At 69.4% G+C, this 12,718-nt stretch carries 12 protein-coding genes and 2 tRNA genes; 4 read left to right on the top strand and 10 right to left on the bottom strand.

What is annotated here, in order from left to right:
- Positions 1-63 precede the first annotated feature (63 nt).
- The 4 genes from QFZ58_RS24455 to QFZ58_RS24440 all read right to left on the bottom strand — a co-directional run bounded on the left by QFZ58_RS24455 (position 64) and on the right by QFZ58_RS24440 (position 3,365).
- Positions 64-747: an ATP-dependent Clp protease proteolytic subunit gene (locus QFZ58_RS24455; RefSeq protein WP_307128977.1), complete on the bottom strand. Its 684-nt coding sequence runs from the start codon at positions 745-747 to the stop codon at positions 64-66.
- Between the two features lie 90 nt (positions 748-837).
- A complete protein-coding gene (locus tag QFZ58_RS24450; RefSeq protein WP_307128976.1) occupies positions 838-1,443 on the bottom strand; it encodes an ATP-dependent Clp protease proteolytic subunit in 606 nt (201 codons plus the stop codon).
- A 277-nt stretch (positions 1,444-1,720) separates the two neighbouring features.
- Positions 1,721-3,124, bottom strand: coding sequence for a trigger factor (gene tig, locus QFZ58_RS24445; RefSeq protein WP_307127039.1), 1,404 nt, complete (start codon positions 3,122-3,124; stop codon positions 1,721-1,723).
- A 164-nt stretch (positions 3,125-3,288) separates the two neighbouring features.
- A tRNA-Pro gene (locus QFZ58_RS24440) sits at positions 3,289-3,365 on the bottom strand.
- Between the two features lie 154 nt (positions 3,366-3,519).
- Between QFZ58_RS24440 and QFZ58_RS24435 the strand changes: the two genes are divergently transcribed.
- Positions 3,520-3,593, top strand: a tRNA-Gly gene (locus tag QFZ58_RS24435).
- 111 nt (positions 3,594-3,704) lie between these two features.
- On the opposite strand, the gene QFZ58_RS24430 is transcribed toward QFZ58_RS24435, so the two are convergent.
- The gene (locus QFZ58_RS24430; RefSeq protein ID WP_307127038.1) at positions 3,705-3,899 is read right to left on the bottom strand and encodes a hypothetical protein; all 195 of its coding nucleotides are present in this window, start codon (positions 3,897-3,899) and stop codon (positions 3,705-3,707) included.
- A gap of 546 nt (positions 3,900-4,445) precedes the next feature.
- Here QFZ58_RS24430 and QFZ58_RS24425 point away from each other — a divergent pair.
- Positions 4,446-5,609: an acyltransferase family protein gene (locus QFZ58_RS24425; RefSeq protein ID WP_307127037.1), complete on the top strand. Its 1,164-nt coding sequence runs from the start codon at positions 4,446-4,448 to the stop codon at positions 5,607-5,609.
- A 63-nt stretch (positions 5,610-5,672) separates the two neighbouring features.
- On the opposite strand, the gene QFZ58_RS24420 is transcribed toward QFZ58_RS24425, so the two are convergent.
- Complete coding sequence (locus QFZ58_RS24420) at positions 5,673-6,173, bottom strand: HD domain-containing protein (protein WP_307127036.1); 501 nt, start codon at positions 6,171-6,173, stop codon at positions 5,673-5,675.
- Positions 6,174-6,474: 301 nt separating this feature from the next.
- Positions 6,475-7,620, bottom strand: a complete 1,146-nt coding sequence (locus QFZ58_RS24415) for a PP2C family protein-serine/threonine phosphatase (RefSeq protein WP_307127035.1) — start codon at positions 7,618-7,620, stop codon at positions 6,475-6,477.
- A gap of 105 nt (positions 7,621-7,725) precedes the next feature.
- On the opposite strand from QFZ58_RS24415, the gene QFZ58_RS24410 reads away from it, so the two are divergent.
- Positions 7,726-8,958, top strand: a complete 1,233-nt coding sequence (locus tag QFZ58_RS24410; RefSeq protein WP_307127034.1) for a GNAT family N-acetyltransferase — start codon at positions 7,726-7,728, stop codon at positions 8,956-8,958.
- Positions 8,959-8,983: 25 nt separating this feature from the next.
- Here the strand turns inward: QFZ58_RS24410 and QFZ58_RS24405 are convergent, their stop codons facing one another.
- The 3 genes from QFZ58_RS24405 to QFZ58_RS24395 all read right to left on the bottom strand — a co-directional run bounded on the left by QFZ58_RS24405 (position 8,984) and on the right by QFZ58_RS24395 (position 10,824).
- Entirely contained in the window at positions 8,984-9,331 is a 348-nt protein-coding gene (locus tag QFZ58_RS24405) for a VOC family protein (protein WP_307127033.1), read from the bottom strand.
- 107 nt (positions 9,332-9,438) lie between these two features.
- Positions 9,439-10,263, bottom strand: a complete 825-nt coding sequence (locus tag QFZ58_RS24400) for an Fpg/Nei family DNA glycosylase (protein ID WP_307127032.1) — start codon at positions 10,261-10,263, stop codon at positions 9,439-9,441.
- Between the two features lie 72 nt (positions 10,264-10,335).
- Complete coding sequence (locus tag QFZ58_RS24395; protein ID WP_307127031.1) at positions 10,336-10,824, bottom strand: ribose-5-phosphate isomerase; 489 nt, start codon at positions 10,822-10,824, stop codon at positions 10,336-10,338.
- A 246-nt stretch (positions 10,825-11,070) separates the two neighbouring features.
- Here QFZ58_RS24395 and QFZ58_RS24390 point away from each other — a divergent pair, with 246 nt between their 5' ends.
- The gene (locus QFZ58_RS24390; protein ID WP_307127030.1) at positions 11,071-12,510 is read left to right on the top strand and encodes an amino acid permease; all 1,440 of its coding nucleotides are present in this window, start codon (positions 11,071-11,073) and stop codon (positions 12,508-12,510) included.
- Positions 12,511-12,718: the final 208 nt, after the last annotated feature.

Raw genomic sequence — 12,718 nt, 5'->3', positions numbered from 1 at the left:
CCTTGGCACGGTTCACACGGCCGGGGCCGTGGAAACGGAACGTGCCAAGGGGAAAGACCGACGTCAGACGGATGCGCCGGCTGTGGTCTTGCGGGTGGAAACGATCTGGTCCACCAGACCGTACGCGAGAGCGTCCTCCGCCGTAAGGATCTTGTCGCGCTCGATGTCCTCGCTGATCTTCTCCAGCGAAGTGGTGGAGTGCTTGGCCAGCATCTCCTCGAGCTGGCTGCGCATCCGCAGGATCTCGTTGGCCGCGATCTCCAGGTCGGAGAGCTGCTCACGGCCGGTCTGCGAGGACGGCTGGTGGATGAGCACCCGGGCGTGCGGGAGCGCCATGCGCTTGCCCGGCGTGCCCGCCGCCAGCAGGACGGCGGCGGCGGAGGCCGCCTGGCCCATGCAGACCGTCTGGATGTCCGGCTTCACGAACTGCATCGTGTCGTAGATCGCGGTGAGCGCGGTGAACGAGCCGCCGGGGCTGTTGATGTAGATCGAGATGTCACGGTCAGGGTCCATCGACTCCAGGCACAGCAGCTGCGCCATGACGTCGTTGGCCGAGGCGTCGTCGATCTGGACGCCGAGGAAGATCACGCGCTCCTCGAAGAGCTTCGCGTACGGGTCGTACTCACGCACACCCTGCGAGGTGCGCTCCACGAAGCGCGGGACGACGTAGCGGTTGTCCACCTGCGGGCCGGTGTAGAGACCGCTCGCGGAGGCGCCGGGGAAGTTGTTCATGTGGGTGTTCACCATCCTGGTGGCGTTCATGTGGGCTGGGGGCTGCTCGGCGTACGAGTGGCGTACGAGAGGACTGCGGGGGCGCGAGGTCCGGTGGAGACCGGATCAGGCGCCGGTGCCGCCGCCGCCCGGGATGCCCGACGCGAACGTGATGATCTCGTCGATGAGGCCGTAGTCCTTGGCCTCCTCCGCGGTGTACCAGCGGTCGCGGTCGCCGTCGCGGATGATCGTTTCCACGGTCTGGCCGGAGTGGTGCGCGGTGATCTCCGCCATCCGCCTCTTGGTGCGGAGCAGGTACTCGGCCTGGATCTTGATGTCCGAGGCGGTGCCGCCGATGCCGGCCGAACCCTGGTGCATGAGGATGTCGGTGTTCGGGAGCGCGAAGCGCTTGCCCGCGCTGCCGCCGGTGAGCAGGAACTGGCCCATGGAGGCCGCCATGCCCATACCGATGGTGACCACGTCGTTCGGGATGTACTGCATGGTGTCGTAGACCGCCATGCCCGCCGTCACCGAGCCGCCGGGGCTGTTGATGTAGAGGTAGATGTCCTTGTCCGGGTCGGCGGCAAGGAGCAGAAGCTGTGCGGTGATCTTGTTGGCGATGTCATCGTCGACCTGCTGGCCGAGGAAGATGATGCGCTCGCCGAGCAGTCGGCTGTAGACCTGGTCACCGAGGCCTCCACCGAGGGACGGCTCTCCGGCGGCGTAGGGCATCAGATTCGTCACGTATCCACCTGCTCGTCTCTGACGGCTCCGGCCGTCTCAGCGTCTTCGTACCGGGTGGGCCGGGACTACCCGACCCTTCCTCTTCATGGACCCTAACGCGCAGGTGGGACAACGCCATCCCGGTTCCCCAACTGTTCGCTGGGAGCGCAAGGTCAGCAGGCCGCACAAGGGTTCCGGTGGGGGTGGGGGCCGATATACCGACGGGCTCCGGACGCTGTACGTCCGGAGCCCGTCGTGCGATCGGACGAGCCGATCAGTGCGAGGCTCAGGCCTCGGACTTCTCGTCGCTCTTCTCGCCGGCGGATGCCTCGGACGCGTCCTCGGTGGCGGCCTCGGCCGTCTCCGTGGTCTCGTCCTCGTCATCCTCGAGGTCGACGATCTCACCGTTGGTGTCGACGACCTTGGCGGCCTCGACGACCACGGCGAGCGCCTTGCCACGGGCGACCTCGCCGACGAGCATCGGCACCTGGCCGCCTTCGACGACGGCCTGGGCGAACTGGTCGGGGCTCATGCCGGAGGAGGCTGCACGCCGCATGAGGTGCTCGGTGAGCTCCTCCTGGTTGACGTTCAGCTTCTCCTTGTTGACGAGCTCGTCAAGGATGAACTGGGTCTTGATGCCCTTGACGGCCTGCTCGGAGGTCTCGTTCTCGAACTCCTCCAGGGTCTTGCCCTGGATCTCGAGGTACTTCTCGAGGTCGAGACCCATCTGGCCGAGCTGGTGGTGCTCGAGGTTGTGCTTGCGGGTCTGGACCTCGTCCGCGAGGAGCTTCTCGGGGATCGGGACCTCGGCCAGCTTCAGGAGCTCGTCGAGGACGCGCTCCTGGGCCTGGGTGGCCTGGTCGTACTGCTTGGTGTTCTCGAGGCGCTTGCGGCTGTCCTCGCGGAGCTCGGCCAGCGTGTCGAACTCGCTCGCCATCTGCGCGAAGTCGTCGTCCAGCTCAGGCAGCTCGCGGGAGGCGACGGCGGTGACCTTGACGGTGACCTCCGCCTCCTTGCCCTCGGCGGAGCCGCCCTTCAGCTCGGAGGTGAAGGTGGCCTCGCCACCGGCCTCCAGGCCGGTCACGGCCTCGTCGATGCCCTCGAGGAGCTCGCCGGAACCGATGGTGTACGAGACACCGGCGGCCATGCCGTCCTCCAGGACCTCTCCGTCGACCTTGGCCTCCAGGTCGATCGTCACGACGTCGCCCTCGGCGGCGGCGCGCTCGACAGGGTTGGTGGAGGCGAAGCGCTCGCGCAGCTGCTCCACGGCCTTGTCGACGTCCTCTTCGGTGACCTCGAGTGCGTCCACGGTGACCTCGATGCCGGAGTAGTCCGGAATCGCGATCTCGGGACGGACGTCCACCTCGGCGGTGAAGGCCAGCAGCTCGCCGTCCTTGAGTTCGGTGATGTCTACCTCGGGCTGGCCCAGAACATTGAGCTCACCCTCGCTGACAGCCTCGGTGTAGAACTTCGGAAGGGCGTCGTTGACGGCCTCCTCCAGCACAGCACCACGGCCGAACCGCTGGTCGATGATCCGGTTGGGGATCTTGCCCTTACGGAAGCCCTTCACCGTGACCTGCTGGTTGATCTTCTTGTACGCCGCGTCGAGGCTGTCCTTGAGCTCCTCGAAGGGCACCTCGATGCTGAGCCGAACCCGAGTCGGGTTCAGGGTCTCCACGGCGCTCTTCACGGTTCGGTCTCCTTGGTGGCTGACTTCTTGGGGTTCTGCTGGGCCGCCGAGAGGCGGCTTCGCGGATCGAGCCCGGTACATCAGACACACGGGCACGCAATTTGCATAGTAACGGCAAGCGGGATGACTCCCACAACGCGATCTTGCCTGTGCGATCTTGCTGGTGGTCGGGGTGGCCGGATTCGAACCGACGACCTTCCGCTCCCAAAGCGGACGCGCTACCAAGCTGCGCCACACCCCGTCGGTGCGACACGTAGGGTACATGCCCGCAAGCGGTGCGTCGGCCGTTTTGCGGAGCGGGCCCGGGGCGCACCGGATACGGGTGTGCGCGGACCTGCCCCGACCCGCTACGATGCTTTCCGTGCCGCGGTCCACGGACCTGCGGTGCGATGCTTGCGGGCGTAGCTCAATGGTAGAGCCCTAGTCTTCCAAACTAGCTACGCGGGTTCGATTCCCGTCGCCCGCTCCACACGAAAGAGCCCGGCCCGGCAGGTGACTGCCGGGCCGGGCTCTTTCGCGCACGCCGGGGCGGGCCCCGTCCGCGCGCCGGTGCACCGGCCGGGGCCCGCGAGGAAGCGGATCAGAAGCTGATCTGGTTGATCGTCTCCGCTATCGAGTTCATGAATCTGTTGATCGACGGCGCCATCCCCGTCGACGCCAGGAAGAAGCCGAAGAGCACGGCGACGACCGCCGGCCCGCCCTTGAGGGACCCGCCGCGGATCAGCACCACCAGGACGATCCCCAGCAGAAGCACCACAGACAGTGAAATGGCCACGACTGATCACACCCTTGGTCGGTCCGCCTTGCCGGCCCGGTGGCGTGCGGCCGAGCACACCCCCGTCGCGACCATCGTGCCACCAACTCCCCTGCGGGTGCTGCCGGGTGACGAAGCCGACTGGCTGGATCACGCCATACTCGCGCCCGACCACGCCCGGCGTGTGGCGGCTGTGTGCCGAATTCACGTCACGCACACGCCGGGCGCGTCGGGCGCCCGGCGCCGGCCCGGTGACCGGCCTCACGGCGGGCCGCGGGCAGACCCGGCGGCAATCCGTCCGAAAACTGTGCGTCCACTGTGCGGAAGCCATTCGAATTTTCACCGGTGTGACCGTTTCCATATCCCCACACTTCATTCACAGCATTCCGACGGGGAGTAATGCGACGTAATTCACTTCCTCAACTGACGGTCTATATGCACCATTTGACACGGATGAAACATCTCATAACGGTCGGCCGTCGATGGTTTCGTTTCCGAATGGGCGGGAAGACGCAACATTCCACGGGGGTTTTACGCGCGCCGCTCGGCGGGTCTAGGGTGCCTTAGATGTTCAAAGCTCCGAGCGAAATTGCCAGGGCCCCGATCCCCCCGGAGACCCGGGAGCCGGAGCCCAGACACCAGCAGGTCCTGACGACTGCCGGAGCGGCCTCCCCCCATGCCCCGGCGGCCCCGGCCCTCGCGCCGGTGAAGCGACGTGACGCGTACTTCGACAACGCGAAGTACCTTGCGATCGTGCTGGTCGCCGTGGCGCACGCATGGGAACCGGTCATGGACGGCAGCCGCGTCACGCGAGCGCTGTACATGGTCGTGTACACGTTCCACATGCCCGCGTTCATCCTCGTTTCCGGTTATTTCTCCCGGTCGTTCGACATGAGTCCGGCCAAGGTGAAGCGTCTGGTCACCGGGGTCGCCGTGCCCTATGTCCTGTTCGAGACGGCCTACTCACTCTTCAGGCGGTACGCGGGCTCCGACGACGTGGAGATCACGCTGCTCGACCCGCTGTTCCTCACCTGGTTCCTGATCGCCTTGTTCGTCTGGCGCCTCACGACACCGCTGTGGCGTTCGCTGCGCCACCCGTTGCCGGTGGCGCTGACCATCGCCGTGCTCGCCTCGCTGACCCCGGGCATCGGTGACGACCTCGACCTGCAACGTGTGCTGCAGCTGCTGCCGTTCTTCGTCCTCGGCCTGATGCTGAAGCCCGAACACTTCGAACTGGTCCGCAGGCGCGAGGTCAGGCTGCTCTCCCTGCCGCTGTTCACGGGTGCCCTGCTGTTCGCCTACTGGGCCGCCCCGCGCATGCGGCTCGGCTGGTTCTACCGCAGCAGCAGCGCGCAGGAGCTGGGTGCTCCGTGGTGGTCGGGGGCCGTGATGTGCCTGGCGATGTTCGGGTGCGCGCTGCTTCTCACGGCGGGCTTCCTGGCCTGGGTGCCGCGCCGTCACCTCTGGTTCACCGTGCTCGGCGCCGGGACGATCTGCGGCTACCTCCTGCACGGCTTCCTCGTGAAGGGGGCCGGATACCTGGGGCTGTTCGACCGGTACGCGTGGCTGTCGGGGCCTGCGGGACTGGTCCTCGTCTCCCTCGTCGCGGCCGGCGCGGTGACAGCGCTGTGCACCCCGCCGGTCCGGCGCGCGCTGCGCTTCGCCACCGAGCCCGACATGAACTGGGCGTTCCGCCGGGTCCCTGCCGGCCGGGACCGGGCAACACGCTGATCCCGTCCTGATCGCCCACGGTCCGCGCGGGTCCCCGCCCGGACCTCAGGCCCCGCCCGGACCTCAGTCCGTGGCGGGGCACGCCTGTTCCGGCCGTCCGGCGGGAACAGTGCCCCCTGACAGCCCCAGCAGCCCGCGCACCAGGGCGTACTTCTCCGTCAGCCGGGCACGCGTCGCCGCCTCCAGGACCGCGAGGCGCTCGGGGTCCGCGTTGTGCGCCAGGTCCGACTCCTTGATCAGCAGCGCCCCAGGGGTCGCCAGAATCCGCCTCGCGTAGGTACCGAGGTCTTCGCCGTCCCGCTTGGTGACGGCGAGGACCATGTCCTTCACCTGCTGCGGCAGTGCGGCGTCGTCGAGCCACTGCCGGGAGAGCGCGCCGTCCTCCACCGCGTCGTGCAACCAGGCCGCTGCGATCTGCTCGTCGGTGCCGCCCCTGCTCCGTACGCCCTCGGCCACCGCGGCCAGGTGTTCGACGTAGGGACGCCCGGCCTTGTCGGTCTGGGCTCCGTGGGCCTCACGGGCGATCGCCTCGACTTCGGCCGGGGTCAGGTACGGAGTCGGCATGTGCGCGACTTTACGCCGCCGGACGACGATTCCCCGAGGCGCTCACAGGTACGGCGTCAATCGTTCGCGGCGGGATCCTGCGATGGGCCGGGGCGCCCCGGAGGCGGCGGTTCCGGCCGGGGTGCTCGGCATCTCCGACGAGGGGCTTCAGCCGGGACGGGAAGCCGCACCGGCCTGGGGGGGCGATCCCGGGCCTCTCCTCGGAAGCCGTTGCCAGCCTGTCCTCGCCCGGCGAATTCCCGTTCGAGTGACAAGGCGGCGTCGCATTGACATCTGTACGGTTTCAGCCGCTTCGTACGGTTCAGGCGCGACGCGACAGCAGGAGCAGCGCACGGTCGTCGTTGACGTCCTTGGCGCAGGCCTCGATCAGGTGCCAGGCCGCGCCCTCGAATCCGGTGGTGACGTAGCGGTCGGCCTCTCCAGTCAGCCGGTCGATGCCCTCGGCCATGTCCCGGTCGGATGCTTCGACCAGTCCGTCCGTGAACAGCATCAGCACGTCACCGGGTGCCAGCGAGCCCTTCACCGCGTCGAACTGCGCGCCGTCGTAGACCCCGAGCAGCGGCCCTTCGGCGGCCTTCTCCTCCCACTGGCCGCTGCCCGCGTGCAACTGCAGGGCAGGGGGGTGGCCGGCCGAGAGCAGTTCGTAGTCGCCCGACTCCAGGTCCAGGACGAGGTGGATGGAGGTGGCGAAGCCCTCGTCCCAGTCCTGGCGCAGGAGGTAACCGTTGGCGGCGGGCAGGAAGCCGTGCGGCGGCAGCGAGCCCAGGAGCCCGCCGAAGGCCCCGGACAGCAGCAGCGCCCGGGAGCCTGCGTCCATGCCCTTCCCGGACACGTCGGTCAGCACCGCTTCCAGGGTCCGCCCGCCGTTCGTCCGGGCGGCGACGACGAAGTCGCCGGAGAAGGACTGGCCCCCCGCCGGGCGGAGCGCCATCTCGCGGTGCCAGCCCTGGGGCAGGCGCGGCAGGGCGCTCTGGACGCGGATGCGCTCGCGGAGGTCGAACAGCATGGTCCCGCCGCGACGCCACGGCACCCCGACCCGCGCCCGGAACTGGGCGAGGACGAGCCCGAAGAAGCCGCAGGCGGCAACGGTCAGGACGATGCCCGGGGTGACCCGGGCGGGCCCGTCCGCGTAAGGGCCGAGGGCGACGGACTCCACGATCAGAGCGGCTGCCGCGGTCGCGTAGAGGCCGAGCAGGCTGGCCGGCCGCAGCAGCAGGCCGCCCGCGACGATCGGCAGGGCGAGGGCCGCCGGTGAGCACCAGACCGGATTGAGCAGGCTGGCGCAGGTGATCGCCGGAACGATGAGCAGCAGACCTGCCAGGGCTATCCAGTCCGACCCGTCCCCGCGGAAGTAGTCGACACCTGACCTGCGCAGCGCTGTGCGCGCCCGGTGCACCGATTTTCGCCACCGGGCCGGGTATGCGTCTACTCCTGTGCGACGGGCCATTGCGGGGACCCTATCCACTGGGCGGCCTGCGGTGCAGGGGGACCCCTGTGACAATGTGTCGGAAAATGGGTCGCTCGCACACCGTGTCCCTGGTAGGCATGGCATATGACTACGGAGCTGCGGGCACCGAGCGCATCCGAGTGGGACGCGTGGTTCGGGTGTCTCGAGGTCGCTTTCGGCGGTGTGGCCACGTCCCCGGAGAGTCGCGAGTTGTACGCCGCGCTGGCGGCTTCGGAGAGATCCGTCGGCCACCGGGACGGCGCGGACTGGGTGGGTACGGCCGGCGCGTACCGCTTCCGTGTGACGGTGCCCGGTGGGGCCGAGGTGCCCGCCGCCGGTGTGACGATGGTCAGCGTCGCCGCCACCCACCGCAGGCGTGGGCTGCTGACGTCGATGATGCGCCGTCAGCTGGACGACGTCCGCTCATGGGGTGAGCCGCTCGCGGTGCTGACGGCGTCGGAGCCCGGCATCTACGGCCGCTTCGGATACGGCGCGGCCACCGGTGAGATGCGGCTGGAGATCGACACGGCGCGGGTGCTGCTCACCGTGCCACCCGGCACGGACGCGGTCCGGGTGCGCTACGCGTCCCCGGAGCGGGCGCTCGCTGCCTGCGAGGCGGTGTACGGGCGGCTGACGGCCGGGCGGCCCGGCTCCCTGGTGCGCCAGCCGGGGTGGGACCGGATGGCCGTGCTCGACCCGGAGCAGTCCCGGGAGGGCGGCTCCGCCTTGCAGTGTGTCCTCGCGGAGCGGGACGGCGAGGTCACCGGGTACGCCACGTACCGGATCAAGCCGGAGTGGGACGGCTCCGGGCCCCGGGGCAGGGTGCTGCTCCGGGATCTCGCGGCGCTGGACCCGGCCTCCTGCGCGGCCTTGTGGCGCTTCCTCTTCGACATCGACCTGACGTCGGTCCTCGAGTGCCGCAACCGCCCCACGGACGACGCGGTGCTGCACATGGTCTCGGACGTCCGGCGCTGCGGGGTTCGCGTACGGGACGGGATGTACGTACGGCTCGTCGACCTGGGAACGGCGCTCGAGGCGCGCGGTTACCGGACCCCGGTGGATGTGGTGCTGGAGGTGGAGGACGACTTCTGTCCCTGGAACGCGGGGCGTTGGCGCCTGACCACGGACGCGAAGGGTGCGGCCTCCTGCCGGCGGACCGAGGACGCGGCGGACCTCGCGCTCTCCGTACGGGAGTTGGGCGCCGCCTACCTCGGCGGGGTGTCGCTGACGGCCCTTGCGGCGGCCGGGCGGGTCCGGGAACTGCGGGAGGGCGCGCTGGCCCAGGTGTCGTCGGCCTTCTCCTGGGACGTGGAGCCGTGGTGCCCGCACGGGTTCTGAGCCCGTCCCCCGGGCGCGGAAGTGGTCAGCGGTGGCTCAGTACGTTGACCACGCGGCCGTTGGGGTCGCGGACGAAGAACCGCCGCACCCCCCACTCCTCGTCCTGCAACGGGTGAACGATCTCCGCCCCGCTCTCGCACACGGCCTCGTACACCGCGTCCACGTCGTCGACCTCCACGCTCATGTCGGGGTCGACCGGCGCCGTCCTGTCCCTGGTCATGAAGCTGACCTGGGCCGCCGGGGTGGACGGGGAGGCGAAGGTCATGATCCAGCCGAGGTCCATGACCTCCTCGAAACCCAGCCGGCCGTAGAAGTCCCGGTTCTCCTGGGCGGCCTCGGACCGGATGACGGGCATGACGCGGCGAACGCTCATCGGGCGGCTCCATGGGTGCGCGGGTGTGTCTCCAGGGACTTCCGTGAGTATCACGGACCATCCGTCACCGCGCGGGTTCCCGCGACCGAACCCGGGAAGTGCCGGCCCTAACGGGCCTGGCAGACCGGGCACCAGAAGAGGTTGCGGGCTGCCAGGTCCGCCGTGCGGATCTCGCTGCCGCAGATGTGGCAGGCCTGCCGGGCCCGGCGGTAGACGTAGACCTCTCCCCCGTGGTCGTCGACGCGCGGAGGGCGGCCCATCGCCTCGGGGAGGTGCTCGGGACGGACGGTGTCGATGCGGTTGTTCCGCACGCCTTCGCGCATCAGCTCGCCGAGGTCGGCCCAGAGGGCGTCCCACTCACCGCGCGCGAGGTCCCTGCCCGGGCGGTACGGGTCGATGCCGTGCCGGAAGAGGACCTCGGCACGGTAGACGTTGCCCACGCCCGAGACGACCTTCTGGTCCATGAGCAGGGCGGCCACCGTGACGCGGCTGCGGGAGATCCGCTGCCAGGCCCGCTCGCCGTCCTCGTCGGTACGCAGCGGGTCGGGGCCGAGCCTGTCGTGTATCGCGCGTTTCTCGGGCCCGGCGATCAGGGCGCAGGTGGTGGGGCCCCGCAGATCGGCGTAGTGGGCGTCGTTGACGAGGCGGAGCCGGACCGTGTCGGTGGGCGGCGGGGCCGGAGCCGTACCGAAACCGAGCTTGCCGAACAGGCCGAGGTGGATGTGGACCCAGGCCTGTCCGCCGGGCCCGGCCCCGTCGAAGCCGAGGAAGAGGTGCTTGCCGTGGGCGTCGACGGTGGTGAGTGGCCGGCCGTCGAGCAGCGCCGCGCTGCCGGCGAACTTCCCCTGCGGGCTGGTGACGCGCACCGGCCCGCCGGCGAACCGCTCGTGGTGGTCGGCGGCGAGGCGGTGGATCGTATGCCCCTCGGGCACGGGGGTCTCCTGAGGACACGCCTGTGCCGCCGGGCCTGGACCCGGCGGCACGGGGAAGCGGGTGCGGGCCTCTCAGCCCTGCTGCGGGTGGTGGGCCGGGATCGGGGGGAGCTCGCCGGTGGCCTCGTACGCCGACAGCATCTCGATGCGGCGGGTGTGGCGCTCCTCACCCGAGTACGGGGTGGCCAGGAAGATCTCGACGAACTTCGTGGCCTCCTCCTGCGTGTGCATCCGGCCGCCGATGGCCACCACGTTGGCGTCGTTGTGCTCACGGCCGAGCGCGGCGGTCTGCTCGCTCCAGGCGAGAGCGGCACGGACGCCCTTGACCTTGTTCGCGGCGATCTGCTCGCCGTTGCCGGAGCCCCCGATGACGATGCCGAGGCTGTCCTTGTCCGCGGCCGTCCGCTCGGCGGCACGGAGGCAGAACGGCGGGTAGTCGTCCTGGGCGTCGTAGATGTGGGGACCGCAGTCGACGGCCTCGTGGCCGTGGGCCGAGAGCCACTCGACGAGGTGGTTCTTGAGTTCGTAGCCGGCATGGTCGGAGCCGAGGTACACGCGCATGGAGCGAAGTGTGGCACGGACGGGGCGGGGTAGCCGTCAGCGGGGTCGGGACCGTCCACCGGTCCCGGGGCTGCGGACCCGGCCCCGGGGATGTGCGCCGGGCCACTCCGGCAACGATCCGGTCAAGGAGCGGATGAGGGGGTTCCGCTTCCGGTGCCGCCCGGGCTTGAATGCGTGGCCGTGCCGCACACCACCCCGCGGCGGCAGGACCGACACACGTGATCAGAAAACGTAAGGATTCGATCCATGACGTCGCAGACGACACTGGAGCAGCCGGGCCACCAGCCCGGCGATCCGGACAAGCCGCACTCCCCGGACGGCCTCCAGGCCGGTCTCAAGAACCGCCACCTCTCGATGATCGCCATCGGCGGCGTGATCGGGGCAGGCCTCTTCGTCGGCTCCGGCGCCGGTATCGCGGCTGCCGGCCCGGCCATCCTCCTGTCGTACGCCCTGGTCGGCCTGATGGTCGTCTTCGTCATGCGGATGCTCGGCGAGATGGCCGTCGCCCGCCCGAGCTCCGGCTCCTTCTCCGCCTACGCCGACCAGGCCCTGGGCCGCTGGGCGGGCTTCTCGATCGGCTGGCTGTACTGGTTCTTCTGGGTCGTGGTGCTCGCCGTCGAGGCCACGGCGGGTGCCAAGATCCTGGAGAGCTGGGTCCCGGGTGTACCGCAGTGGGCCTGGGCCCTGATCGTCATGCTGGTGCTGACGGCGACCAACCTGGTCTCCGTGGGCTCGTACGGTGAGTTCGAGTTCTGGTTCGCCGGGATCAAGGTCGTGGCGATCGGCGCCTTCGTCGTCGTCGGCCTGCTCGCCGTCTTCGGCATCCTGCCGGGTTCGGACAGTCCCGGTCCCGGCCTCGCCCATCTGACGGACACCGGAGGCTTCTTCCCCGAGGGACCGGGTGCCATCCTCACGGGTGTGCTGATGGTCGTCTTCTCCTTCATGGGCAGCGAGATCGTGACCCTGGCGGCCGGCGAGTCGGAGGACCCGCGGCGTGCCGTCTCCAAGGCCACCAACAGCGTGATCTGGCGTATCGCCATCTTCTACCTGGGCTCGATCTTCATCGTCCTCACGCTGCTGCCGTGGAACGACGCGTCGATCGTCAAGGACGGTTCGTACGTCGCCGCCCTGAACGTCATCGGCATCCCGCACGCCGGCCAGGTCATGAACGTCATCGTGCTGACGGCCGTGCTGTCCTGTCTCAACTCCGGCCTCTACACGGCCTCGCGCATGGCCTTCTCGCTCGGACAGCGCGGAGACGCCCCCAAGGCCTTCGCCCGGGTGAACAAGCGGGGCGTGCCGCAGGCGGCGATCCTCTCGTCCGTGGTGTTCGGTTTCGTGGCGGTGTTCTTCAACTACCAGTGGCCCGACACGGTGTTCGCGTTCCTGCTGAACTCCTCCGGCGCGGTCGCCCTGTTCGTGTGGCTGGTCATCTGCTTCACCCAGCTGCGGATGCGCGGCATCATCCTGCGTGAGTCGCCCGAGAAGCTCGTCGTACGGATGTGGCTCTTCCCGTACCTGACGTGGGCGACGATCGCGATGATCTCCTTCGTGCTGGTCTACATGCTGACCGACGACGCCGGCCGGGAGCAGGTGCTGCTCTCGCTGCTGGTGGCGGTGCTGGTGGTGGCCGTCTCGCTGGTGCGCGAGGCCCGCAGCCGGAAGGCCGCGGCGCCGGCCGAGTGACCGCGACGCATACCTGACGGCAAGCTGTCGGGTACACCCGGAAGGCTCTCCCCCGCCACGCGATCCAGCGAGCGGACGGAGAGCCTTCCTCATGACCACCACCCCCGCAGTCGACGGCTTCCGGACCGTGTCGCCCTCCGCGCCGGCCTCCTCGTGGAGGCCTCGCCTCTCGGGACTACGGGGCGGCCGGGGGCCTAGGGGCGCCGAT

It is taken from the genome of Streptomyces sp. B1I3 (assembly GCF_030816615.1).
Classification (GTDB): Bacteria; Actinomycetota; Actinomycetes; order Streptomycetales; family Streptomycetaceae; genus Streptomyces.
This window is presented reverse-complemented; position numbering and strand designations above follow the sequence as displayed.